Source organism: Vibrio sp. B1ASS3, from assembly GCF_905175355.1.
Lineage (GTDB): Bacteria > Pseudomonadota > Gammaproteobacteria > Enterobacterales > Vibrionaceae > Vibrio > Vibrio owensii.
The window spans coordinates 1,513,239-1,538,239 of sequence record NZ_HG992743.1 but is presented as its reverse complement, the minus strand read 5'-3'; the positions used below and the strand labels follow the sequence as shown (position 1 = coordinate 1,538,239).

General features: G+C 45.0%; 27 protein-coding genes and 1 pseudogene. 20 read left to right on the top strand and 8 right to left on the bottom strand.

All coding sequences use genetic code 11. From position 1 onward, the window contains the following. Positions 1-31: 31 nt before the first annotated feature. From hutW to KJB05_RS25200, 5 genes are all read left to right on the top strand, one after another. Positions 32-1,402, top strand: coding sequence for a heme anaerobic degradation radical SAM methyltransferase ChuW/HutW (gene hutW, locus KJB05_RS25220; RefSeq protein ID WP_005441123.1), 1,371 nt, complete (start codon positions 32-34; stop codon positions 1,400-1,402). A 22-nt stretch (positions 1,403-1,424) separates the two neighbouring features. Then, positions 1,425-1,928 carry a heme utilization cystosolic carrier protein HutX gene (gene hutX / locus KJB05_RS25215; RefSeq protein WP_020194073.1) on the top strand — a complete coding sequence of 168 codons (504 nt, stop codon included), beginning with the start codon at positions 1,425-1,427 and terminating at the stop codon, positions 1,926-1,928. Positions 1,929-2,035: 107 nt separating this feature from the next. After that, a complete protein-coding gene (hutZ, locus tag KJB05_RS25210) occupies positions 2,036-2,566 on the top strand; it encodes a heme utilization protein HutZ (RefSeq protein ID WP_005441121.1) in 531 nt (176 codons plus the stop codon). A gap of 104 nt (positions 2,567-2,670) precedes the next feature. Further along, positions 2,671-3,207 carry an ATP:cob(I)alamin adenosyltransferase gene (locus tag KJB05_RS25205; protein ID WP_208446014.1) on the top strand — a complete coding sequence of 179 codons (537 nt, stop codon included), beginning with the start codon at positions 2,671-2,673 and terminating at the stop codon, positions 3,205-3,207. Positions 3,208-3,348: 141 nt separating this feature from the next. Then, complete coding sequence (locus tag KJB05_RS25200; RefSeq protein WP_132699266.1) at positions 3,349-3,759, top strand: hypothetical protein; 411 nt, start codon at positions 3,349-3,351, stop codon at positions 3,757-3,759. 6 nt (positions 3,760-3,765) lie between these two features. Here the strand turns inward: KJB05_RS25200 and KJB05_RS25195 are convergent, their stop codons facing one another. Continuing rightward, positions 3,766-4,680 (bottom strand): chemotaxis protein, encoded by a 915-nt coding sequence (locus KJB05_RS25195; RefSeq protein WP_005441118.1) that lies wholly within the window; start codon positions 4,678-4,680, stop codon positions 3,766-3,768. A 253-nt stretch (positions 4,681-4,933) separates the two neighbouring features. Between KJB05_RS25195 and ppiC the strand changes: the two genes are divergently transcribed. Both ppiC and KJB05_RS25185 read left to right on the top strand, forming a co-directional pair. Further along, positions 4,934-5,227: a peptidylprolyl isomerase PpiC gene (gene ppiC / locus KJB05_RS25190; protein ID WP_223976268.1), complete on the top strand. Its 294-nt coding sequence runs from the start codon at positions 4,934-4,936 to the stop codon at positions 5,225-5,227. 487 nt (positions 5,228-5,714) lie between these two features. Continuing rightward, entirely contained in the window at positions 5,715-7,064 is a 1,350-nt protein-coding gene (locus KJB05_RS25185; protein ID WP_208446013.1) for an alpha-amylase family protein, read from the top strand. A gap of 66 nt (positions 7,065-7,130) precedes the next feature. Here the strand turns inward: KJB05_RS25185 and KJB05_RS25180 are convergent. Together KJB05_RS25180 and KJB05_RS25175 are read right to left on the bottom strand one after the other, a co-directional pair. Further along, a pseudogene (locus KJB05_RS25180) lies at positions 7,131-8,119 on the bottom strand (zinc-binding dehydrogenase). A 74-nt stretch (positions 8,120-8,193) separates the two neighbouring features. Then, complete coding sequence (locus KJB05_RS25175) at positions 8,194-8,697, bottom strand: lactoylglutathione lyase family protein (RefSeq protein WP_005441115.1); 504 nt, start codon at positions 8,695-8,697, stop codon at positions 8,194-8,196. A 235-nt stretch (positions 8,698-8,932) separates the two neighbouring features. On the opposite strand from KJB05_RS25175, the gene KJB05_RS25170 reads away from it, so the two are divergent. After that, positions 8,933-9,712 (top strand): SDR family oxidoreductase, encoded by a 780-nt coding sequence (locus tag KJB05_RS25170; protein ID WP_208446012.1) that lies wholly within the window; start codon positions 8,933-8,935, stop codon positions 9,710-9,712. Between the two features lie 69 nt (positions 9,713-9,781). Next, positions 9,782-10,720, top strand: coding sequence for an AraC family transcriptional regulator (locus KJB05_RS25165; RefSeq protein ID WP_244142963.1), 939 nt, complete (start codon positions 9,782-9,784; stop codon positions 10,718-10,720). Positions 10,721-10,824: 104 nt separating this feature from the next. On the opposite strand, the gene KJB05_RS25160 is transcribed toward KJB05_RS25165, so the two are convergent. Further along, on the bottom strand, positions 10,825-11,940 hold the full coding sequence (locus KJB05_RS25160; RefSeq protein WP_208446011.1) for a linear amide C-N hydrolase: 1,116 nt from the start codon (positions 11,938-11,940) through the stop codon (positions 10,825-10,827). Positions 11,941-12,025: 85 nt separating this feature from the next. Here KJB05_RS25160 and KJB05_RS25155 point away from each other — a divergent pair, with 85 nt between their 5' ends. After that, entirely contained in the window at positions 12,026-12,919 is an 894-nt protein-coding gene (locus tag KJB05_RS25155; protein WP_208446010.1) for a LysR family transcriptional regulator, read from the top strand. Between the two features lie 34 nt (positions 12,920-12,953). Here the strand turns inward: KJB05_RS25155 and KJB05_RS25150 are convergent, their stop codons facing one another. The 3 genes from KJB05_RS25150 to KJB05_RS25140 all read right to left on the bottom strand — a co-directional run bounded on the left by KJB05_RS25150 (position 12,954) and on the right by KJB05_RS25140 (position 14,413). Further along, positions 12,954-13,397: a GNAT family N-acetyltransferase gene (locus KJB05_RS25150; protein WP_208446009.1), complete on the bottom strand. Its 444-nt coding sequence runs from the start codon at positions 13,395-13,397 to the stop codon at positions 12,954-12,956. Positions 13,398-13,572: 175 nt separating this feature from the next. Further along, positions 13,573-14,133 (bottom strand): RNA polymerase sigma factor SigZ, encoded by a 561-nt coding sequence (sigZ, locus tag KJB05_RS25145; protein ID WP_208446008.1) that lies wholly within the window; start codon positions 14,131-14,133, stop codon positions 13,573-13,575. After that, a complete protein-coding gene (locus KJB05_RS25140; RefSeq protein ID WP_005433559.1) occupies positions 14,120-14,413 on the bottom strand; it encodes a metalloregulator ArsR/SmtB family transcription factor in 294 nt (97 codons plus the stop codon). Before KJB05_RS25140 ends, sigZ begins: the two co-directional genes overlap by 14 nt. A 251-nt stretch (positions 14,414-14,664) precedes the next feature. Here KJB05_RS25140 and KJB05_RS25135 point away from each other — a divergent pair, with 251 nt between their 5' ends. After that, positions 14,665-15,801 carry a permease gene (locus KJB05_RS25135; protein WP_009704827.1) on the top strand — a complete coding sequence of 379 codons (1,137 nt, stop codon included), beginning with the start codon at positions 14,665-14,667 and terminating at the stop codon, positions 15,799-15,801. A gap of 76 nt (positions 15,802-15,877) precedes the next feature. On the opposite strand, the gene KJB05_RS25130 is transcribed toward KJB05_RS25135, so the two are convergent. Further along, complete coding sequence (locus KJB05_RS25130; RefSeq protein WP_199458968.1) at positions 15,878-16,249, bottom strand: nuclear transport factor 2 family protein; 372 nt, start codon at positions 16,247-16,249, stop codon at positions 15,878-15,880. Positions 16,250-16,366: 117 nt separating this feature from the next. On the opposite strand from KJB05_RS25130, the gene KJB05_RS25125 reads away from it, so the two are divergent. From KJB05_RS25125 to KJB05_RS25085, 9 genes are all read left to right on the top strand, one after another. Beyond that, entirely contained in the window at positions 16,367-17,233 is an 867-nt protein-coding gene (locus KJB05_RS25125) for a LysR family transcriptional regulator (RefSeq protein WP_208446007.1), read from the top strand. Between the two features lie 152 nt (positions 17,234-17,385). After that, positions 17,386-17,679, top strand: a complete 294-nt coding sequence (locus KJB05_RS25120; RefSeq protein ID WP_208446006.1) for a hypothetical protein — start codon at positions 17,386-17,388, stop codon at positions 17,677-17,679. A gap of 144 nt (positions 17,680-17,823) precedes the next feature. Further along, entirely contained in the window at positions 17,824-19,203 is a 1,380-nt protein-coding gene (locus KJB05_RS25115; protein ID WP_213053097.1) for an IS4 family transposase, read from the top strand. A gap of 463 nt (positions 19,204-19,666) precedes the next feature. Continuing rightward, complete coding sequence (locus tag KJB05_RS25110) at positions 19,667-20,110, top strand: PTS sugar transporter subunit IIA (protein ID WP_005425097.1); 444 nt, start codon at positions 19,667-19,669, stop codon at positions 20,108-20,110. A gap of 12 nt (positions 20,111-20,122) precedes the next feature. Further along, a complete protein-coding gene (locus KJB05_RS25105) occupies positions 20,123-21,544 on the top strand; it encodes a PTS mannitol transporter subunit IICB (RefSeq protein ID WP_079855974.1) in 1,422 nt (473 codons plus the stop codon). 47 nt (positions 21,545-21,591) lie between these two features. Continuing rightward, positions 21,592-22,863: a zinc-binding dehydrogenase gene (locus KJB05_RS25100; RefSeq protein WP_038875473.1), complete on the top strand. Its 1,272-nt coding sequence runs from the start codon at positions 21,592-21,594 to the stop codon at positions 22,861-22,863. A 59-nt stretch (positions 22,864-22,922) separates the two neighbouring features. Next, positions 22,923-23,441: an MltR family transcriptional regulator gene (locus tag KJB05_RS25095; RefSeq protein WP_005435522.1), complete on the top strand. Its 519-nt coding sequence runs from the start codon at positions 22,923-22,925 to the stop codon at positions 23,439-23,441. A gap of 9 nt (positions 23,442-23,450) precedes the next feature. Next, positions 23,451-24,185 carry a nucleoside/nucleotide kinase family protein gene (locus KJB05_RS25090; RefSeq protein ID WP_208446371.1) on the top strand — a complete coding sequence of 245 codons (735 nt, stop codon included), beginning with the start codon at positions 23,451-23,453 and terminating at the stop codon, positions 24,183-24,185. Positions 24,186-24,211: 26 nt separating this feature from the next. Continuing rightward, a complete protein-coding gene (locus KJB05_RS25085; protein WP_208446370.1) occupies positions 24,212-24,958 on the top strand; it encodes a phosphatase in 747 nt (248 codons plus the stop codon). The last annotated feature ends 43 nt before the right edge of the window (positions 24,959-25,001 follow it).

Below are 25,001 nucleotides of genomic sequence, written 5' to 3'. Positions count from 1 at the left end.
CCTTTGTGTGGTGGGCTTTAAGTGAGTAAATATGACCGTCGATATTTATAAATTTGACGAATCAATCCTTGGGAGTGATAGCCCCGATCCGTTACGCTTTGCTTTTGTGAAAAAACACTCTGCGCATGCGGGAGGCAGTAGCATGCCAGTGCCACCGCCACAACAAGGTGACATCTTATCGAGAATCACCTCGGAAACGACGACTAAGAACAATAAGCGCTGCTTATATATTCATGTTCCATTCTGTCGAGTGCGCTGTACTTTCTGTAACTTCTTCCAAAATGCTGCCAGCCGTAAGTTAGTCGATGAATACTTTGATGCTCTGATGAAAGAGCTAAAAGAGAAAGCGGCGATGCCGTGGACGCAAAGTGGCATTTTCCATGCGGTTTACATCGGCGGTGGCACGCCAACGGATCTGGCACCAGAACAAGTTCGTATTCTTGGTCAGGCCATTCACGACTACTTCCCTCTAGCAGCTGACTGCGAAATTACACTTGAAGGTCGTATCAACCGATTCTCAGACGAGTTGTATCAAGGTGCGCTCGACGGTGGATTCAATCGTTTCTCATTTGGTGTGCAGAGCTTTAATACCAAAGTTCGTCGCAGTGCTAAGCGTTTGGATGATCGCGAAGACGTATTGAATCGCGTTAGTGAGTTGGCAAAAGAAGACAAGATCCCTGTCATCATCGATTTACTTTACGGCCTGCCTTACCAAACAAAAGACGTTTTAGAGCAAGATCTTAAGGACTTCATGTCTACAGGCGCTCATGGTTTGGACCTTTATCAGTTAGTGGTTGGCGGTACAGCGCCAATGCTCAATTTGGTTGAAAAAGGCAAAATGCCGCCACCTGCAACGACACCGGAAAAAGCGGGCATGTACGAGCTTGGCGCCAAGTTTATGGCAGAGCACCACATGAAGCAGCTTAGCGTGAATCACTGGGCGATCGATAACCGTGAACGCAGCTTATACAACAGCTTAGCGAAGACCTATGCAGAAGTGCTGCCTGTCGGTTGTGGCGCGGGCGGTAACATCGGTGGTTACGGCATGATGCAGCACCGCACGCTAGACACTTACGTTAAAGCTGTAAATGAAGGGCAGAGCACCATCGCAATGATGATGAAGCAAAGCCCACTTGAGCCGCTATTCGCAGCACTGAAGTCCGGCTTTGATCGAGGCATTGTTCAGGCGAGCAAGCTGCCAGCATTTATGGGCGAAGACACCTTCAGTTTCCTGATGCCACTATTCAAAGTTTGGCATGACAAAGGTTTGGTCGAGTTACAAGAGCGCAGTTTAGTTCTGACGTTAGCAGGTAGCTTCTGGGCTGTGTCTCTGGCTCAGGCATGTATTCAAGTACTGACTTCTGAAATGAACGAAAACGTACCAAAAGTATCTAACAATTAATCTGAAAGAAATGGAAAAAACAATGGAATCAATTAAGCAACAGGTCGAAGCCCTACTAGAACAAGAGCCGCAACTACTTCCAGCAGCAATGGCTGAGCGCCTTGGTGTATCAGAGTTTGAAGTGGTAGCTGCACTTCCTCAAGAGATGGTTGCAGTAGCTCCTGGTGAGCAAGCACAAAGCATTTTAGAAGGCCTTGTTGGTTTTGGCCCAGTAACAACTATCGTTCATTCTTTTGGTTCTATCTTTGAAGTAAAAGCGCCGTTCCCGAAAGGTAAAGTTGCTCGTGGTTACTACAACCTTATGGGCAAAGAAGGTGAGCTTCATGGCCACCTAAAACTGGATAACGTGAAAAACATTGCCTTAGTAAGTAAACCGTTTATGGGACGTGAGAGCCATTACTTTGGTTTCTTCTCTGAGTGTGGCAGCAACATCTTTAAGATTTACCTAGGCCGCAACGAGAAGCGTGAGCTAATCGAAGATCAAGTAACAGCATTCCGTGCAATGCAAGCAGAGTTCAACAAGTAGTCTCGAATGAGCATGACACTGCACTAATTCGTTAGCGCAGTGTCATTTTATTAAAGAATAACCGAGTTAAAACTCGGAACAACAAACAAGTAAAGTTAGGTATCAAAATGGATCAGCAAGTTAAACAAGAGCGTTTACAAGGTCGTCTAGGACCAGAAATCAAGGAATTTCGTCAGGAGCGTCGTACCATTCAATTAGCAACAGTTGATGCGGAAGGCCGTCCAAACGTAAGTTACGCACCATACGTTCAAAACCAGGAAGGTTACTTCGTTCTTATTTCTCAGATTGCTCGTCACGCACGCAACCTACTAGAGAATCCAAACGTATCTTTGATGATGATTGAAGACGAAGACTCGTCGAAGCAGTTGTTCGCTCGTAAGCGTCTAACGTTTGATGCGGTTGCAACCGTTGTTGAGCGTGATACTGAAATGTGGCAACAAGTTGTTGGTCAAATGAAAGATCGTTTTGGTGAGATCATCGATGGTCTGAGCCAACTAGAAGACTTCGTTCTGTTCAATCTAAAAGCAGAGCAAGGTCTATTCGTAAAAGGCTTTGGTCAAGCTTACCAAGTATCAGGCGATGATCTGGTTGATTTCGTTCACCTTCAAGAAGGTCATAAGAAAATCGAAAACGCATAGGCCGATTTTCTAACTTATGATCGTCTAAACGGATGTAAATACCCAAAGGGAGTTAGGTTATACTGACTCCCTTTTTTATTAGAACAAAAGCACAGAGAAAGAGCATGAGACCAGTAAGCAAGGAACTTGGCGAGATTTGTTACCCATTCATCTATGAAGACAGCCCAGTATGTGACTTTGAAATCACCGCTGATGAGTTGTGTAGCCGAATTGGGTTGGTTCTATCGATGGAACTCGATGACTTTAGCCGTGACATACTGACTCGAATGCAGCCCAACGTATATCATGTAAATGGCTCTATCCGCGGAAAACTCGCGATTACAGAAGCGGAAGTCGATGAGCTAAAAGCCGATTACGATGCAATCAAGGCTCGTATCGATGGCGGCTTTAAAGGGTTTGTGCTTCCTGGCGGCCACCCAACGTCAAGCCAACTGCATTTGTGTCGTTGCCAAGCAAAAAAGGTGGTTCGTGCATTGGTTGCCGTTGAGCATTCAGGTAAGAAACAACCCGCTCCGATTTTGTTCCGCTATGCAAACCTGCTCGCGAATGTGCTCTACAGTCTTGCGTCTTACATCAACCACATTTATCAAGTCGAAGAAACTGAATTCGTGTCTCGCAGCTACACAATGCCAAGTAAATAGGCAAAATATCACCTAATAGTCTGAATTTAATGACTTTAAGCTAGCCGTCGCAGAGTTCTCATTCGAGTGCTTTGATTACCTTTACCCATCTTTCTGCCTTTGTTTGAATAACGATTAAAATTGATTCAGAGGAAAGAAACGATGGGTTTAGTTGTTGGGGGGCCTTTATTGGTCTGGCTGTTTTGCGCGGTATTGTCTATCAGGGCGGGGTTTGTGTTGTTTGCAGGGCAGCATTTTTCGAGTGTTCTAATTGCTATAGCGTTAGCGGTGGGGGCGACAGCTTCTATTATTTTCTACAACTGGTATTCGATTGCGAAAAGGGAGGAGGTTTACTTTTTCTCCCTTGCAATGGAATTGGTGTGTCGCCCAGCATTGATTATGCCAACGGTTATCGCGATAGGACTGTATTTCTTCGGCGGAGGGCTATTGCTCAATAGTTACATCAAAATGTTCGTCTTTGTTGCACTGTTTTCATGTTCGGTAGCAAGTATCACGAGTTTGTTCACTGCCGAAAAAGTTATTGATGTATACCAGATCAAGCAAACTTATTAGATATGATTAAGAAGCCATCGCTTTTGCTTCCAGCTCTTTTGCACCGCGCAGCATCGCTTCAATCAATTCCCCAGCGTTGAATTTCTCTAATGCCTCGTGAGCGCCAACTTGGTGAGCTCGGTCAACACAAATCTCGCTTGATAGAGACGTGTGAAGAATACGGTAGGAGTTGTTCAGCGCAGAATCATTTTGAACTTCAAACGCAAGTTCATAACCATCCAGCCCTGGCATTTCAATGTCACTCACTAAAAGGTCAATTGGGCGGTTTGCTTCTGCATCTCGCTTCATTAAGTCGAGTGCGTCTGAGCCGTTTTTACAGATTTGATACGGAATGTTGATGCGATCTAGCGCGTCGCTCAATTGCTTCCGAGCGATAGATGAGTCGTCCACCAAAAGGATATTCAAGGCTTTCAAACGCTCACGCTCGATGTCTGTAAGCATTGGAATCTTGGTATTCTCGTATTGCGGGTAGATCTTCGATAGTAGAAGTTCCACATCCAACATTTGTACGATCTTCTCTTCATAGCGAGTAATACCCGTTACAAAGATATTATGACCCGCACTTGATGGCGGTGTTTCGATAGATTTCCAATCACATTCAATGATTTTCTCGATACTTCGCACCATAAATGCCACCACAGTACGTAGGCAATCGGTCACGATCAAATAGCAATTCTTGTATTCTTCCTCTTGGATAGGACGGAACCCAATTGCTGCCGCCATATCAATGACTGGCACCGTCAAATCACGAATTGTCACAGTGCCAATTACATGATGGTGCGAATAGGGAATTTTGGTGGTAGGCATATAAGGAACAATTTCACGGACTTTAAGTGTGCCAATTGCGAAGTTCTGTTGCAGGGTGAGTTTAAACACCAACATGCCTTGAGATTGGTTCGCTTTACTCGCGACTTTTGCCATGAAAATAACCTTATCAATATCACTGATTTATGTAACTAATCTAATCTTATAAGGCGACCGCTTCAACCGTAGAGCGTGGAAAAGTGAGCTTTTTAGGAAATAGCGCAAATTAAAGGTGAAATTGAATCGGTGAGCGACCAAGTTTTCATCAGATTGTTAGATAGCACTGAATATCAAAAGATGAAGATAAGGACTGCATTAGAGAAGTTATTGCGATATTGAAGCGATTCGGTAAACTTGCGCCACCCGAACAGTGAGAGACAGACACATGGCAAATACAGCAGCCGCTTTACACATTCTTGTAAAGCATAAAGAACAAGCTGAAGACATCATCCAGCAGCTTAAAAAAGGTGCTAAATTCCAGACATTGGCAAAGAAATACTCGACTTGTCCATCTGGTAAACGTGGTGGCGACCTAGGTGAGTTTCGCCGCGGTCAAATGGTGCCACAGTTCGACAAAGTTTGTTTTTCTGGTGAGGTTCTTACTCCACACCTAGTCAAAACCAAATTCGGTTGGCACGTTGTGAAGGTGTTATACCGCACTTAAAAAATAGCGCGTTTATCGCGCTATTTTTGTATCTAGCGTTCTTTATTCGCGCACCTGTCGTCATCATTTCGACTCTTCCTCTCCTTTCCTATCAATTTATAAACCGCACCAACTGTGACGTGAGCAGCAGTTTCGCTTTCTTAAATATTTGTTACATATCGAATTATTGTCCCATATTCACATTCTTACTGAGAAAAGGCGTAATAGTGAGAGTAGGCGCGATCAGAATGGTTTATCTGCAAAATGCTTATAAAACAGGTGTTTAAATCGGTATCCTTGCGATCTTTGTTTTGGTTTGGGCGTTTGAATACTTTTAAACGGACGTTTAAACCTTAACTGGGGATGAGCTACGCCTTGTTTTTCCACCTAGCAGAAACGCAAAAGGGGTGAGGGAGGTTCGCTAATAGTTCTTATAATTTTGGCTATTGGATTCGCTCACGAAGAATACGAGTAACAATGGGTGAGCGAACGCGACGAGGAGAGAAACATGAGTGGCTTACAGGAAACACAATCAACAGGTGCAAATGTTATCTTGCACGCTTTTGATTGGAAGTATGCTGACATTGCCCAACGCGCAGCGGAAATCAGCGAGCTAGGTTATGGCTCGGTATTGGTTTCTCCGCCGATGAAAAGCGCACAAGATGAACGCTGGTGGCAGCGTTACCAACCTCAAGATTATCGTGTTATCGACAATGCGCTCGGTAATACCACAGATTTTAAAAACATGGTTGAAGCACTCGACCGTGTAGGTGTATTGGTTTACGCCGATGTCGTCTTTAATCACATGGCGAACGAAGCCCACCTGCGCTCGGATTTACAGTATCCGCGCCAAGCCGTGATGGATGATTACCAGCAGAATGCAAGCAAGTATCAAGATCTCATTCTATTCGGTGACTTGTCAGAGCCGCTGTTTGATGAGAATGACTTCGTTGAAGCTTTTGGCATTAAAGATTGGAAAGACAAGTGGGAAGTTCAAAATGGTCGAATCTCGGGCGGTCCAACCGATCCTGGGTTGCCGACTTTACGAGTGTGTAAGCATGTTGTTGAGCAGCAACGTACGTACCTGAAAGCGCTTAAGGCTCTGGGCGTGAAAGGTTTCCGTATTGATGCCGCAAAACACATGACGCTAGAACACCTAAAGTTGGTTTGGACCGAAGACATTACTCAAGACGTTCATATCTTTGGTGAAATCATCACAGATGGTGGCGCGACAGAAGAAGAATATGAGCTGTTCCTAGAACCGTATTTGAAAGAAACACGGTTAGGTGCATATGATTTTCCGTTGTTCTCAACCATCTTTAAGGCGTTCTCGAAGAAGGGTAGTTTTAAGTCTTTAATCGACCCGTACTGTTTTGGTCAGGCTTTATCTAACCGTCGAGCCATCACTTTTGCGATCACTCATGATATTCCAAACAATGATGTGTTCTTGGATTTGGTCATGGATGAAGAGAACGAATGGCTAGCGTATGCCTACATTCTGGGACGCGATGGTGGTGTTCCGCTTATCTACACGGATTTGGATACCAGTGGTATTAAGGGCGTGGATGGTAAACCAAGATGGCAAAATGCGTGGAAGGACGCACGCATGGCAAAGATGGTGGCATTCCATAATCTTGTTCATGGCGAGCCAATGACGGTACTAGAAGGTAACGACGATATGTTGGTACTTAAGCGTGGTGAGAAGGGCATCTTGGTACTCAACAAATCTGCGCGAGCGCAATCACTGCAACTGACAGTGAACAAGGCTCTGGTTGATATGATGACCGGAGAACAAGTGCCTAGCGGTGAAGAGATTAAAGTGGCGGCGAAATCAGCAATGCTGCTTGTAGAAAAGTAATACCCCTTAGAAGCGCAAATAGCTTTGGAGTTTGCGCTTCTTTTTTCCTTATTTGTCGCTTGGGATTTAGTCGACGAGTTTAGCGACGATCTTTCCGACCGTTCGTTGCTGACGAATAGACACTAGAGCTTGAGCGACGTCTTTTAATGCGACGACTTCCAATTTAGGCACCATGACTTCACCACGTTCTAGCATGTGGGAGAATTCGACCCCAGCGTTAACGATAGAAGCAAAGCCTTTTTCGCCATGAACATGACCAGAGCCTAAGCTCAGCTGGTGGAAGGTGAGCCCTTGCAAAAAGGCTCCTGGGTATTCGGTTGCACGTGTTGTTCTTACTAGCTCCACCATTTCACCTTCAAAACCAAGCACAGAAGCACACAGAATGTCGTTGTCGCCGCCAACGCAGTCCAAAGACACCTCTACGCCTAAGCCTTCAGTGATAGCCATGATTTGTTCACGTATATCTTCTTGTTTGTAGTCAATGACGTGTGTTGCACCCAACGAACGTACAAACTCGTGGTTTGCTGCAGAGCTTGTAGTGATGATGGTTTCTACACAGAAGAAGCGAGCGAGCTGAATGGCAAAACTACCCACGCCACCAGAACCACCAGCAATAAAAATGCTCTTACGTGTAGAAATGTTCAGTTTATCAAGAGCGCTCGATAGGCGGTCCAGCCCGCACAAGGTGAAGCGGCTGCGACTTCTGGAGCGACATCAGGGTGTGCAACTAACGTACGTGAGTCTTGAATTGCGTATTCGGCGAAACCACCGCTCATTCGACGCATGTTACCATGATAGAGAATGCGATCACCTACCTGCCAACCCGATACCTTGTCACCGATGGCAACGATTTCCCCCGAAACATCGAGGCCACCAACGAAAGTATCGTCCATACCATCGACCATCTCGTGCCAAAGGTTCACTTTCGCATCGACAGGGTTGAGCCCAACGGCATGAACTTTTACTAACACATCTAACCCACTCGCAATCGCTGGCGTGTCGATGTCGGTATAGGTGAAGGTATCTAGATCTTTTTGGTAAGTGATCGCTTTCATTCTTTTCCCCAAAGGGCACTTGCCCGAAAAATAAAAATCCAACGGCGCAATCACCGTTGGATAGTTTTGATGATTTATTGGTATGCGCCTGCCGAGTATGTTAACTCGTAGCTGTGGCTGTAGATTTCTAGGATGTTGCCGAACGGGTCTTCCATGTAGATCATGCGATAAGGTTTTTCGCCTGGGTAGTAGTAACGGGGTTCTTTCATGCGCTTCTTACCACCTGCCGCAACGATCTTTTCAGCTAGACCTTCGACATCAGGATCTTGGACGCAGAAATGGAAAATCCCAGTTTTCCAGTATTCAAAGTTATCTTCAGGATTTTCTTGGTTCTTGAATTGGAACAGTTCAACACCAATTCGATCCCCTGTAGATAAGTGAGCGATACGAAAACGCTCCCAGCCTGCGCCAAAGACATCAGTACACATTTCACCGATCGCACTGTCGTCTTCGACGATTTCAGTTGGTTCCATAATCAGGTACCAACCCAGAACTTCGGTATAGAATTTTACGGCTGCTTCTAAATCGGGTACGGAAATACCAATGTGAGAAAACGTTCTTGGATATGGGATAGACATAACCTTTGCCTCTTCTGTGTGTTCATCCTGTTCAAAGCATATTAGCTAGTTCAATCTTTATCCAAAAATTATCATTTGTTCTCATTGTAATAAATTTATGTAATCAACGGTCTTTAATCAGGGTGGCACGATCGGCAAGTAAGATGTCATCTTTTGCCAGTGTGTGGCGCGATTGGATTGCATAAACTTTATCCATACCAACAACGACGTTAGCTCATACTAAGAGGACAAGCACATGACAAATACAGCATTAATTACAGGCGCATCAGGTGGTATCGGTGAAGAATTAGCGCGTATACACGCCGAAAAGGGGGGAGACTTAGTGCTTGTTGCCCGCTCTAAAGACAAGCTAGAAGCACTGGCATCAGAGCTTCGCGATAAACACAAGGTTCAGGTTGCTGTGATTACAGAGGATTTGACTCAGGCTGATTCTGCTGCACGTGTGTTTGAGCAAACTGAAGCGCAAGGCTTGCAAATTGATGTGCTGATTAACAATGCAGGCTTTGGTGGACACGGAAAGTTCCATGAACGCGAACTGGTGGCGGACCAAGCCATGATGCAACTTAATATGGTGACGTTAACCAATCTGACGCACTTGTACCTGCAAGGCATGGTGGCACGCAATCGCGGTAAGATTTTAAATGTGTCATCAACGGCGTCGTTTATGCCGGGTCCATTACAGGCGGTGTACTACGCAACCAAGGCTTATGTTACTTCGTTTACTCAAGCGATAGCGGAAGAGCTTAGAGACACCAATGTAACGGCGACAGCGTTGTGTCCGGGTGCCGTAGCGACGGGTTTTGTTGCTGCCGGGGATTTGCAAGGTGTGGAAGTGTTTAAAAATGCCAAGTCTCCTCGTTCTGTTGCAGAGTGTGGTTACAATGCGATGGAACAGGGTAAGTTGGTGGCATTCAACGAAGGTGGTTTGAAGTTCATGCTTGAATGGATTGTGCCTTTCCTACCAAGAAAATTGGTGCTAAAAATATCGCGTCAAACTATGGAAAAAAGTGCTTAGGAATCAAATATGATCAAGTGAGCGAGTCAATTCACGGTGCCTCAGAGTTGGAAAGTGCTGCTTAACGATATGGATATCGATCCGCAATTGGTGCTGGCATACGCCAAGTTACCTGCGGATCTGTTCAATCGAGAAAAGGCAACGCTTAGCCCAAATGAGTACTTTCAGCTTTGGGTCGGAGTTGAACAAGCGTCTGGTGAGCGCGAGATGCCGTTGCTCCTTGCTGAACATATGTCGGTTGAGGGGTTTGACGCCCCAATTTTTGCCGCTATTTGCAGTCCGAACTTGAACACCGCACTCAAACGGATTCAGCAATATAAGCCGCTGATTGGGCCTATGGTAATGACGTTAGACGTTTCCGGAAAAGAAACAAAACTCAGCATCAGTTGCTATGGCCAACGACAAGCTTTACCTAAATCTTTGGCTTTGACAGAAGTGGTGTTCTTTACCCAGTTAGCACGTTTAGCGACGAGAAAGCGGATTCAACCGCTACAAGTTACTTTACCTGAGCTTCCCAACAACCTTGAGGAATACCAAGCTTACTTTGGTTGCCCGTTGGTCAAAGGTGATGGCGTAGAGGTGCGATTTAAAGCGGAAGATGCAGTGCATCCGTTCGTGACTTCAAATGCGCAAATGTGGGGCTTTTTCGAACAAGGGCTGAACCAAAAGCTAAAAGATCTTGATGCCAGTGCCTCAACAGTAGAACGTGTTCGAGCAGTCTTGGTCGAGTCATTACCCGCGGGGAACAGTGCGATTGAAATGGTCGCGGACAAACTGGCAATGAGTAAACGTACATTGCAGCGCAAGCTCACCGCAGAAGCTGAAAGTTATCAATCCGTGCTGCAAATGGTACGGGCGGAGCTTGCCGATCACTATTTAGAGAAGTCTCAAATGTCACTGGGTGAAATCTCCTTCCTACTGGGATTTCAAGAAGCGAACTCATTTATTCGAGCTTACAGCGCTTGGAAGGGAATATCTCCCGGGCATTATCGAGACCAGTGTCATTAAGCACAACACGAATAGAAAGGAAAAGCGCCGAACATGTCGGCGCTTTTTTTGAATGGTGCTTTTGTCCACACACCTTTCAAGTTCTGTTTTTTACGTAATTTGAGTTATTTCACTAAGTGTTGACCCATGACGCCATCGCCTTTTTGTAAGCGAGATGAAATGTCACCAAACAGATCTGGTAAATCGGCTTTGATGGTGTAGTTATGACCGTCATTCAACTTGTTAAAGTCCACTGAGTACTGAGTGTAACTGTCGTCATACTGGTAACGCACGTTCATCACTTTTTGGTCTAGGTTGTACACCAAACCATAGATGGTTGCGTAGCCACGCATTTCGCCATTCACTGGGCGGTTTGCCGCATCCAATGGGATTTTGTAGGTCACACTATCCAGCTTCGCAATGCCATTGGTGTAGCTGCTCGGCTCTTTAAGTTGGTCCTTCATGTAGCTGTTCCAGATAAAGCGTTGAGCAGAATTAATGTTACCCGGGATAGGGAACTCACCATTCACATCACTCTTCGCTTTTGGTTGTGCTTCTTGCCAGTTTTTCAAGTGTTGCGCGTACTCTGGGCTGTTAGTCATCACGTCATATTGTTTTCCATGATGAACTTGCCAAGCGCCGTCGATGTATTCCAACACAGCAGAGTCACCACTTGCGTCTTCTAATGAATAATGTCCCTTCATTTCGATGCCATTGTGGCTGAACTGTTGGATTTGGATTGAATCTAGATTCTTCAATGCTTCATCAACAGATGCAAAGCTATCAATCAAATAGGCGACAAAGCGCGAGTTTTCGATTTGTTGTTTGCCAGCTTGTGGTGCCCCTGGGTTTTCTTCATCCAAGAACAGGGCATTCGCCGCAAAGCCTTTCTCGTTAAAGCCATCAATAATGCCTACGCCGTAAATACTTACACCGATAGAAGCGTATCTCGATGTCCACGTAAGCGCATCGTCTTTATCGTAGCCGCGGTAGGTTTGGCCTGCGTGACGAACATCAATGGTTGGCTGATTGGCTTCCATCCAATCCATGGTACGAGAGACAAATACACCGTGGTCTTGAGTCTCCCAAACCAAGCGTGAACACGCATTTGCTGCTGTAGAGATGCTGCCAACTGCCATTGCAACAGATGCTGCTAGAAGAACTTTTTTGCTAAAACCTTTCATTGAATTGCCCTCGTAACGTTTCAATACGAGGTCATTATTACGTTTCGTATTCACCATGTAATCTCAGTTATGTTGCAGATTTTGCAACAAGGTGGTTTGGATTGAGCTAAGATAAACGGGTTTATTGTTTGAGGATCTTCCAATGCCCAGAGCCAGTTTTGATCAACTTACTGCATTTGTTGCTGTCGCGGAGCATGGATCGTTTAGCCAAGCCGCAAGGGTAATCGGGAAAGACAGAGCGACGCTACACCACCAAGTCAGCGATCTAGAAATTGATTGGGATGTGACCTTGTTTGAACGCAAAGGAAGAACACCAGCCTTGACGGAAGTAGGGGTGACGTTACTTACTCAAGCCAAGCACATCCTTTACCAAATGCAGTCTTTAGAGCTTTCTTGTGATAGCTACTCTCAAGGGGATGTTCCGGAGATAACGATTTGCCACGACATGTCGGTACCGTGTGATGCCATAGCGGACATCGATCTTTCTTTGCGTAAGCAATACAAGAGTACCGCGATTCATTGGTTACATCGCAGCCGAGATGAAGCGTTAGAAATGCTCATGGCGAAACAAGCGGATTTTGCGGTGGTACTTAACAGCGGCAAAGCGTTCCCAACCGAAGGGATGTCGTTCATCAACTTGGGCTACCCAAGGTTTACCTTCTATGCACATCAGAAAAGTCCTATAGCGCAGAAACCTGTGGTGACTCTGCAGGATCTCGCGTCACATCATCAATACATTGCAGAGAATTTCAGCACCAGCGCACTTGGTAATCAACAGGTGATGTCACCAAACATTTCTCGAATCAGTAACATCGATGTGTTGATGCGATTATTGAAAAATGATGGCTTTGCTTTGCTTCCTCATCATTTAGTGCAGGCTCATGATGAGAAAGGCGAATTTGTCCCGTTAAACATCGATTTCATGGCGAACGAAGGTCGTGCAGGCTATGTGTTACTAAAGCGAGGCAATACGTTAAGCCCTGTTCATCAAAAGCTGGTGGCGCTGGTGACCGAATGGTTTGATAAACAGGTGTAAAAGCCAAAACTTCCCGCTTTGGATTTGTACTGGATTAAGAAAGCTCTAATCGTAGTGATATATCACCATCATCGAGGATGCCATCCTCTTGAAATCCGAACGCACGATAAAGCTTACCTGCCTGCTGATTGGAGGGTTTATGCATCGTGAATAAGGTTTTCCCGCCGAGTTGTTTCACTTCTTCAACGAGCAAGCTAAGTACTTGCTTTCCATACCCTTTGTTCTGGTGATCTTTGTCGATCATAAAGCGGAACAGCCAGTAAATGGAGTAATCAAGCGGCTCGTCTTCATGACAAAACGCAAGCAAACCGATCATCGTCTCTTGTTCATAAATCACTTTCAATCGGTAGTCGGTTTCAAACCGTGACTGAGCAATCGTAATCGCGTTGGAGGCAAGGTTTTCTTCTTGTTCTGGGTGAAGATTGAGACGAATACAATCTAGATAGTTTTCTTTGGTGAGCTCTCTTAGTGAGATCATAAAAATGAGTTTCCTTCTTCCTTAAAGTGGAAGAAGTAAAGCTTACTATTCAGCAAGATAGCAAATGAGAGAGCTGACGAAGAGATAAAGCTGTGATTGAGGTCATGGATAGGCGACTCGATGACGAGCCGCCAAGCTATCGGTATTCATTGTGAGGTGTGCATTCAGCGAGGGATTAACATTTATCGCAAGAAGCACCGTTTTGGTTGCAATCTGTCATACGACCTTGTTTGTCGAACGAGAAACTGCAACATTCTTCAAATAGCTTTTTCAATTCGACACGTCCTTTCTGTACGCGCGACTTGAGGGTTGAGTAGCTGATGCCTTGCTCTTCGGCCAACTTCTTCTGGCTCATACCTTCAAGCTCAATAGAAGAGAGCAGTTGCGATTGCTCATCTGGTAATGCTTGCACAAACGGCGCAATGCACTTTGACAGTTCTTGTTTCAGGTTTGATTCTTGCTCTTCAAACCAAAGATCGTCAGCAACGAGGTCATTATCACGCTGATTTCGAGCGCGTTTACGGTAGAAATCGATGATGGCGTTATTCGCTATTTGGAAGAGCCAAGATTTGACGCTTGATACATCACGAATATCCGCAAGGTTTTGATAAGTCTTAAGTAAAATCTCTTGTTTTAAGTCGTCTACATCATCTTCATTGCTGACTTTAGAGCGCAAGAACGCATGAATAGCGTGTTCGTATTCGCTCCAAATTGATTCGAGATTAGCAGTTTTCATTGATGCAACACTCGTCACGCAAGAAACCAATAACCGTATCCAAGCATTCATACTCAGCAACACAATATAAAGTACGACCTTCACGACGCTGACTGATTAAGCCGGCTGAGGCTAGGCTCGAAATGTGATGAGAAAGGGTAGAGGCTGGAATACCAAGTTTATCTTGTACGCCACCAACCGCGATTCCTTCATAGCCTGCTTTGACCACCTCTTTATAGATACATAAACGGGTAGGGTGTCCTAGCTCTTTGAGCGCTTTTGCTACAGCTTCGAGTTCCATACTGACCTCTTGGAATGACAGACGATAAATACATTTCGATGATAGTGAAAGTGTGGGTGAATAGCAAACAAGAAAAATTACCTAGTTAATCAATTGATTATTAAGACTTTAAATTATATTTCGATATTTATCGAAATATAATAGTTGACGCGTCGATTTTTAATTCTATAATTCGAGAAAAATAGAAATGAAGAGTTCAGCTTCATTAGGAAATTTACAGTTACTGATGTGACATCAGTAGGAGAATCAATATGAATCCAGAAATCATGACCATGGCTAAGGAAGCGCTTGATATGTTTGCGTTTCTAGCAACCGAACTTATCATCCTATTCCTAGCGATTAGCTACATCGTGGGTGTGTTGCAAGATTTTCTAACGCCAGAAAAAATTCAATCTATCCTGAGTTCAAAAAAGGGTAAAGGTTACTTCATTGCTGCGCTATTAGGTTCGATTACGCCTTTCTGTTCGTGTTCGACCATTCCTTTCTTGAAAGGTCTATTGCGTGCAAGAGCAGGTTTTGGACCTATGATGGTGTTCCTATTTGCTAGTCCACTGCTTAACCCAGTGATCATTGGTTTGTTTGTAGTGACCTTTGGTTGGAAAGTAGCGGTATTCTACTTTGCTATTGCGATGACAGTGTCTGTGGTTGCAGGCTATGTACTTGAAAAGCTAGGCTTTGAACGTTACGTAAAACCAGAAGCGTACGAAGCAGCAGGCACCTCTTCATGTGGTACATCTTGCGGTGATTCAAGCAAGAAAAAAGAACAAGCAAAACCAGCATCAAGCTGTGGTACTAGCACTTGTGGTGAACCTGCACCAGTTGCAGCAAAAACATCATGCTGTAGTGAGCCAGCGCCTGTGGTAGCGAAAACATCTTGTTGTGGTGATAGCGCACCAAAAGCAGAACCTAAAGTAGAAGTGTCTTGCTGTTCATCAGACGGTAGTGCAACAGCGACAATCGTGGAAGAAAAAGAGCCTAGCCGCTGGGTACGTATTTGGCATTCAACTTGGAAAGACTTTAAACAAGTGTTCCCTTACCTAATGATGGGTATTGCGATTGGTTCATTCATCTACGGCTTCATCCCAACGGATCTTATTGCGGAGTACGCAGGTGAAGCGAAGTGGTACGCGATTCCAGTAGCAGCAATTATTGGTATTCCATTGTACATCCGTGCAGAGGCAGTTATTCCACTAAGTGCGGCGCTAGTACAAAAAGGTATGGCACTGGGTTCAGTAATGGCACTTATCATTGGTAGCGCAGGCGCAAGTCTTACAGAAGTGATTTTGTTGAAATCAATCTTTAAGAACCAAATGATTGCAGCCTTCCTATTCGTTATCTTAACGATGGCAATGGGCGCAGGTTACCTATACACCTTCATCTTTGCTTAATTTAGTTAAGTAAACTGAAAAACAAAAATCCCCAAGTTTCGGCTTGGGGATTTTTTTATTCTGAAAGACTTAAAGCTTAACGCTCACCAAGCACTTCAAACTCATCGTAAGTTAGGCGAGACAAACCATCTTCTTGAATTTCCCATAACTCTTTGTGCACGACACCAAACGCCTTGTTCATCGTCCAATCTGAAGTAAGAATGTAGCCATTTTCACTGTCTTTTTCCCACTTAGTGTTGGTGTAGTCCACGCTGTTAAAACCTTGGTCCATGATGTTTTGCCAGAATGCTTGGATCGCTTCACGTCCCTCAAAGGTGCCAAATGGTTTTGCAATCATAATTGCATCTTCAGCGTATTGCGCTGCACAGCCCGCAGCGTCTTGATTGTTGAAAGCGATTTGCCATGCTGAGATGCCTGCTTGAGCGCGTTCTAAAACTGATTGAGTCATCCTGAATATCCTGTGATTGGTGTTTGTTTATGTAGCAATCATAGGGTTAGAATTGAGATAGAAAAACAAAGTAATAAGAATTGAATGTTCTGTAAAAAAGAACAATAAGGAAGAGCGATGAATAAGCTGCGTTTGATGTCTCTGTTCGTTCATATTGTCGAGTGTGGTTCAATCTCCAAAGCTGCCGATAAGTTAGAGCTTTCTAAGTCAGTGTTGAGCTCTGCTTTGAAGCAACTAGAGCAAGAGCTGGATACTTGCTTACTCAAACGTACGACCAGAAAGCAAACTCTGACCTCGACAGGTGAGCGCTTTTACGAGCAGTGCGCGCAAATGACAAAACAAGCAGAAGCCGCGTGGTTAGAAGCCACAGAGTTAAAGCAAGTGCCAACGGGAAGGCTTACCGTCACTGCGCCACAGGCACTAATGCGCTCGATAGTGTTGCCTGCTTTAACGAGTGCTTTTGCTGATTACTCTGATGTGCAGTTAAATTTGATCAGTGATGATAAGCATGTGGATATCGTTCAACAGGATATCGATCTTGCCATACGAGTAGGGGCTTCTGGCGATTCAAACATTAAGCAGCGCAAAGTAGGGCAGTTTTGTGACGTCTTGTGTCGTGCGCAAGGCGCGCATACTGATTTTGAAAGTGCGCCTTATATTGCTCAACATTGGCAGCTTGAACCTGTGGTCCATGTGTTTGCCTCCAAGGAGCCGGAACATCAAATTCAATATCCAGTGAAGCACCGAGCGAATACCGTCTTTGATGTGGCTAGTCTGTTAGAAATGGGGTTAGGCGTTGGGATTTTGCCTGATTTTATGCTGGAGTCGAACTTACTTCTTGAACCGGTTCCCGGTGTGAAAGCGTCAAAGGTGAACCCTATTTATGTATTGCATCCCTACCAAGCTCATGTGCCGATGGCAGTGACAATAGCAATAAAGGCGATTGAATCGCGCATTGATGAAGTCATTTTATGTAAAAACTGACGGTTATCGGGGCGAACATTCAGAGTCGGTTTAGAATTAAAGTTGATGAATTTTTATTCAGGATCAATCTTCATTATTATTTCACCCCACGTTCAAAATGTCTCGTCTACACTGTTTGATGAGTTGTCAGTTGGCAGACCAAGGAGGCAGCCATGATTGCAGTTCATCGAGAGTATTGTTTATCGAATAGCCCAGATTTACACGCCCATGTTGAAGTCAATCCCGTCGGTAAATTGGAAGTTGAAATTATCGAGCTTCATGAACACCACATCACCGAGTTTGATGATCTTTCTTTTGAAAGTAGTGGCTCTCAAACGCGTATTTGCGGGAAAGAAGACACCGTTCCGTGGCAGTTCAATCTAGCGAAAACCGACGCATTAGAACTGTCGCATTTAGTTGATGAGGCGAACGAAGAGTATGAGACATTGATGAGTGATCTTATGTAGCTCTGCTTTTCACCGGCAATAAAAAACCTCCCAGTGGGCTGTCTCTTATACACAAATCCCCAAGCTTATAGCTTGGGGATTTTTTTTGAACTCTTTAACATGTGTGCGCTCTGATCACTTAAGAATCCTTACTGAAACACTAAGATGACACACTCAGACGCTAAACTTTGGGCACAAGAACAATTTGGACAAGCACAACTTAAAGACCCTCGAAGAACACAACGCCTCATCAGTTTAGCGACTTCCATTGCTAATCAACCAGGAGTCTCCGTGGCTAAACTTCCTTTTTCTCCCGCCGATATGGAAGGGGCATATCGCTTTATCCGCAATGAAAACATCGATGCAAAAGACATCGCTGAAGCAGGTTTTCAATCAACGGTATCTCGAGCTAACGAGCATGAGGAATTACTCGCGCTTGAAGATACAACAACGCTCTGTTTTCCTCATCGAAGTATAAAAGATGAACTCGGGCACACGAATCAAGGCGACAGAATTCGAGCTCTCCATGTACATTCGACGTTACTTTTTGCACCACAAAGTCAGACCATTGTTGGTCTTATAGAGCAACAACGATGGAGCCGAGATATTACTAAGCGTGGGCAAAAGCACCAACACGCGACTCGTCCTTACGAGGAGAAAGAGAGTTACAAATGGGAGCAAGCTTCTCGCCGTGTCGTTGAGCGCCTAGGGGATAAGATGTTAGATGTTATCTCGGTCTGTGACCGAGAAGCTGACCTATTCGAATACTTAACTTATAAACGTCAACATCAGCAGCGTTTTGTCGTTCGTTCAATGCAAAGCCGCTGTCTAGAAGAGCACGCTCAAAAGCTTTACGACTATGCGCAAGCGTTACCAAGCGTCCAGACAAAAGAGCTTACCATCCCCCAAAAAGGAGGAAGAAAAGCGAGAGATGTAAATCTTGATGTTAAATATGGTCAGGTGACATTAAAGGCTCCAGCAAACAAAAAGGAGCACGCAGGCATACCTGTTTATTATGTTGGTTGCCTTGAGCAAGGGACATCAAAAGACAAGTTAGCATGGCACCTCTTGACGTCGGAGCCAGTAAACAACGCTGAAGACGCCATGAGAATTATCGGTTATTACGAGCGTCGATGGCTGATTGAAGACTTCCATAAAGTCTGGAAAAGTGAAGGTACGGATGTGGAGTCACTAAGACTCCAAAGTAAAGGTAACTTAGAGAGGTTAAGTGTCATCTATGCCTTTGTTGCGACACGTTTATTGGCGTTACGCTTCATTAAAGAGGTTGATGAGCTATCAACAGAAAGTTGTGAAAAGGTCTTGGGCAAAAAAGCTTGGAAGCTGCTGTGGTTGAAACTAGAAAGTAAGACGTTACCTAAAGAAACGCCGGATATGGGCTGGGCGTACAAGAATCTCGCTAAATTAGGCGGTTGGAAAGATACCAAGAGGACGGGCAGAGCTTCAATAAAGGCACTTTGGGAAGGATGGTTTAAACTACAAACCATCCTTGAAGGCTACGAACTCGCAATGTCTCTTGATCACTAGACTTGTGATCAAGAGACAGCCACTCGGCGGGTTTTTTGTGCCTTTTCTCTTCCGACCTTCTGTTCGCTCTATGCTGAAACTAAGCAACGTTTCGATTTCTCTTAGCAAACAAGTGTGATGATTATCCCTGTTTGAAACTCACTAGCGCCGAATTAGTGGAAAATGAAGTTTGAATTTAATCACGATAAATAGCGAGTCAAGAGTTGTAATGTGATCGATATAAATTATTGCGAATTTCTAGAAATGTTTGGATAGGTGCGGAGGTTCAAATTATGCCTATTGACATGTTGCTGAAAGAAAATTTGTTGCTAACTTTCTTTGTCTATTTTTGAGCTACGTTCATTAAAACAAATTGACAGCCATTTAATTGTGATTTGTTGCACAAAAGAGGCGTGCTTGCGCGGTTCTACTACTCTTATTGATAATTAACCCATCGATACCGAACTGTTGATAGGGTTTAAAAATGCTGTATGAATTAATCGACCACGAACTAGTAGATGTTATTAATGACCGCGCTTACCAATGGCAAGACGCAGTTAAAAAGACAACGCAATACCTAGAAGACAAAGGTTACGTTTCTCAGCAATACGCGGATGCCATCATCCAATCGACCGAAGAAAATGGTCCTTACTATGTGTTGTGCCCTGGACTGGCGATGCCACATGCTCGCCCAGAAACCGGTGTCCTAAAAACGGGCTTGGGCATTCATATTTTCCCTTCACCAGTTGATTTTGGTTCGGACCTTGGTCCTGCCAACATTCTTATTACCCTAGCTGCAAAAGACTCTGATACCCACATTGAGGTGATTCAAGCGCTGAGCGAGATGTTTGTGGACGAAGAGAACATTGCAAAACTGGCACAAGCTTCATCTAAGGAACAAGTGCTAGACATAATAAAAGCATACTAAAAGGAACATAACGTGAAAGCAAACATGCGAGCCAATGTGCAAGCCTTCGGGGGTCATTTGACCGCCATGGTGCTGCCAAATATCGGAGCCTTCATCGCTTGGGGCTTTATTACTGCACTCTTTATCCCAACAGGTTGGATGCCAAACGAAGCGTTTGGGGAACTCGTTGGTCCAATGATAACTTACTTATTACCACTGTTGATCGGTTATACTGGCGGTCAGATTGTTGGTGATAAACGCGGCGCGGTAGCCGGTGCCATTGGTACCATGGGTGTTATCGTTGGTGCGGACATCCCAATGTTCGTTGGCGCGATGATCATGGGCCCACTCAGTGCTTGGGTTGTGGTACAAATGGATAAGCGAATCCAACACCGTATTCCTTCTGGCTTTGAGATGGTGGTGAACAACTTCTCATTAGGTATTGTGGGCATGATCCTGTGCCTGTTCGCCTACGAGATTGTTGGCCCTGCAGTAACAGCGGCAAACTTGTTTGTAAAATCAGGCATCGAAGCCTTGGTGGCAACGGGATTCCTTCCTCTGCTCGCTATCATCAACGAGCCTGCGAAAGTGCTGTTCCTAAACAACGCTATCGACCAAGGTATTTACTACCCACTAGGTCTGCAGGCGGCCGCTGAAACAGGTAAATCTATCTTCTTTATGGTGGCATCTAACCCAGGTCCAGGTCTTGGTATGCTGCTGGCTTACGCGAAGTTTGGTCAAGGTCTGTCTAAACGTTCTGCGCCAAGTGCCATCATCATTCACTTCTTCGGCGGTATTCATGAGCTCTACTTCCCGTACGTGCTAATGAAGCCAATCATGATCTTGGCGATGATTGCGGGTGCAGCGACAGGTATCGCAACCTTCAACCTACTTGATGCAGGTTTGGTAGCAGGTCCAAGTCCAGGTTCAATCTTCTCTTACCTAGCATTGACTCCGAAAGGCAGCTTCCTAGCGACCATCGCAGGTGTCACAACTGCAACGATTGTTTCGTTCCTTGTTGCAAGTGCGATTCTGAAGATGAGCAAAGCAGAAGACAAGGAAGACGAGTTTGAACAGTCTGTCTCTGATATGAAAGACATGAAAGCGGAAGGCGCAATCAAACCAGTTGCTGCAGCAACACAAGAAGTAAACAAACCAATTTCATTTGTCGCATTTGCTTGTGATGCGGGTATGGGCTCAAGTGCGATGGGCGCTTCAACCTTCAAACGCAAGTTAGTTCAAGCCGGGATTGATATTGAAGTGAAGAACTTCGCCATCGAAAAAGTCCCAAGTGAAGCCGACATCGTCGTGACACACGAAAGCTTAGAAAGTCGAGCCATCAAAGCAACAGGCTTGCCAGTGGTAACGATTAAGAACTTCCTCAACGACCCAGCGCTCAATGAGCTGATGGATACGATTAAGCAACAAGCGGTCGCGACTGAGCAACCAGCCTAACAATGCAGTATGGGGTGGCACCTACCACCCCATTTAGGAGAGAAATCATGGTACAAACAACGGCAGCGGTTATCTGTGGCGAGAAAGACGTTCAACTAAGAACCTTTGATTTGCCAAGCATTTCAGCCGATGAACTTCTGGTTAAAAACATTTCAAACAGCATTTGCCTGTCCACTTACAAAGCAGCATTGTTGGGTAGCAAACACAAACGCGTACCTGAGAACATCGATGAAGTGCCAGTGATGACGGGTCATGAATACGCAGGTGTGATTGTTGAAGTCGGTGAGAACCTAAAAGATCAATACAAAGCAGGCGATTACTTTGTTCTACAACCAGCAATGGGTTTGCCTACTGGTTACTCTGCGGGTTACAGCTACGAAACCTTTGGTGGCAACGCAACGTATTCCATCATTCCTAAAATCGCTATCGACTTAGGCTGTGTACTGCCTTACCACGGTGACTACTTTGCAGATGCGTCTTTGGCTGAGCCAATGTCATGCATCATCGGTGCTTACCATGCGAGTTACCACACTACGCAATACGTGTATGAGCATGATATGGGCATCAAAGAGGGGGGAGCGTTAGCGCTATTAGCGTGTGCTGGCCCTATGGGGATTGGCGCGATTGACTACGCGATTAACGGACCTGTGAAGCCAAAACTAATTGTGGTGACAGACATCGACGCTGCACGCTTAGACCGAGCAGAGTGCTTAATCCCGGTTGAAAAAGCAAAAGAACAAGGCGTTGAACTGCATTACGTGAACACCGCTCAAGTTGATGATCCTGTGACTTATCTGAAAGCGCTGAACGATGGCAAAGGCTACGACGACGTGATGGTGTATGCAGCGGTATCGCAAGTGCTAGAACAAGCCGATGAGTTGTTGGGTAACGATGGCTGCTTGAACTTCTTCGCAGGCCCTACCGATAAAAAATTTAAGGTACCGTTTAACTTCTACAACGTGCATTACGAATCAACGCACATTGTTGGCACATCTGGTGGCTCGACCGGTGACATGGTGGAATCTATCGACTTGTCTTCACAAGGTAAGATCAATCCATCGTTCATGATCACCCACGTTGGTGGTCTGCAAGCTGCGCCACATACGATTCTGAATCAGCTGGATATCCCGGGTGGTAAGAAGTTGATTTACCCACACATTGACCTGCCGTTGACCGCGATTGATGATTTCTTATCGTTGGCAGACCAAGACCCGTTCTTCGCCGAATTAGACGCAATTTTGAACGCGAATAACTATGTGTGGAACGCACATGCAGAAAAAGCGTTACTTGAGTTTTATGACGTGAGCTTAACGGTTTAGTTGCAACGAATTTGTGTGGTAGCCTTTGCGCTGCCACATAATGGAGAGGTCATAATACGTTGTCACGTGAAGACGAATTACTGGAGAAACTGGACGAGTGCGAAAATGCGACTGCGTTTCTTCAGGTTTCTAACAAAATAATTAACCTCAAGTTAAAAGCATTACTTCCGAGTGTGTTCGTCCAAGACGATCTCGTGAAGGAGTATGCTGTGGATCCTTTATTGAAAGAAGACGGTCCGTTGGTGACGACCGATGTGGTATCGAAGCTGATGTTTGCGATGGGCAAAATCTCTTTGGAAACTTACGCCGATATCGGATTGTACGATCAGGTCTTGGAGTACGTGGTTAGCCAACCGGAGAAAGTCGAATTTGCGGATGACGTGATTTACGACTTCATCAAAAACCAAGCGGTACTCTCTTCTCAGCAAGACAGCTTTTATCTTGAGTCGATCAATCAGCTTAAGTTCTCTTCGTTTGAGTCCTTTTCGCAAATGAGATACGAATCTCTCATCAAAACAGTGTTGAAGCTGTCGTGTGAAATGTTGATAGAAAGAATCGAAGGGGAGATCAATCAATAAGGGTTCACCATGAAAGTGAATTTAAACGTCAGTGGTTTTGAAACCGAAGCTACCTTTCCCGATGCCGACGTAAAGCGAATCCATCAACCTCTTATCGAAAAATTTACCCGTTTATATCATGAGAAGCAGGAGCGCATTGTCGTGTTCTTATGTGCCCCTCCGGGCAGCGGTAAGTCGACCCTTGCTGCGTTTTGGGAATACCTTTCTGTACAAGATGAAAACCAAGAGCCACTTCAGGTTCTGCCTTTTGATGGTTTTCACTACCCGAACGAAATCCTAGACAGCAACACCATTGAGCGTAATGGTGAAATTGTCCCTCTGCGCAGCATTAAAGGCTCTTACGAGACGTTCAATCTCACCGAGCTTATCGACAAGCTGAAACAGCTTAAAGTGAAAGACAGCAAATGGCCTTACTACGACCGTAACCTGCATGATCCGGTTGATGATGCCATTCAGGTTAACCGCAATATTGTCGTCGTCGAGGGCAACTGGTTGTTGCTAGATGAACCAGTATGGAAAGAGCTGCATCGCTTGGCCGATTTTACGGTGTTTATTGATACTCAAGCGGAGTTTCTACAAGAGCGTTTAGTCAATCGTAAGATTCGTGGTGGCACAGACCCAGAAGCCGCCTTAGAGTTCTACTTACGTTCTGATGCGGTTAACGTTGATAAAGTGTTGAACCACTCAATTCCTGCAGACTTATCGTTGTTCCTCAATCAAAACGGTTCGTTCGAAATTCGATAGTTCGTCCACAATCTCAGGAGGTCACCATGGATATCGTGATTGATAGCCACACCCATACTATTGCCAGTGGACACGCTTACAGCACCATTTTAGAGAACGCATTGTCTGCTAAGAATAAGGGGCTAAAACTTCTTTGTACCACCGATCATGCTCCCGAGATGCCAGGAGCCCCTCACTACTGGTATTTCAACAATCAAAGAATTTTGCCCCGCTTTTTACACGATGTAGGTATTCTCCGTGGCGTAGAAGCCAACACGCTGAATGTTAAAGGGGAGATAGACTTACCAGCGTCCTCTGACCAACATCTTGACTGGGTGATTGCGAGTTTCCATGAACCCGTATTCAAACCCGCGACTGAAGCTGAACATACCGCTGCCCTGATAAATGCGATTAAAAGCGGCAGAGTGGATGTTCTTGGTCACTTAGGTAACCCAAATTACTCATTTGATATGGAGCAAGTGTTGCGCTGTGCCAAAGAACACAATGTCGCAATTGAAGTTAACAATACATCTTTGACAGGCAAAAGCCGCAAGGGCAGTGATTCCCGTTGTGATCGCATTGTCGAGCTCGGCAAAGAGATTGGCGTTTACTTCAGTACAGGGTCGGATGCTCACTTCTGTGAAGAGATCTCCAAGTTAGACTTGGCAATTGCTTTGCTGGAGAAACACAATGTGGATGAAGAGAAGATACTCACTACGTCGACAAGCAGATTCTTGAACTTCTTATTACTGAGAGGTAAAGCGAGGATTCCAGAGTTCGAAGCACTCTATTGAAAAGCGAGTAACTCAAACGGCTATCTACAAACAAACATAAACC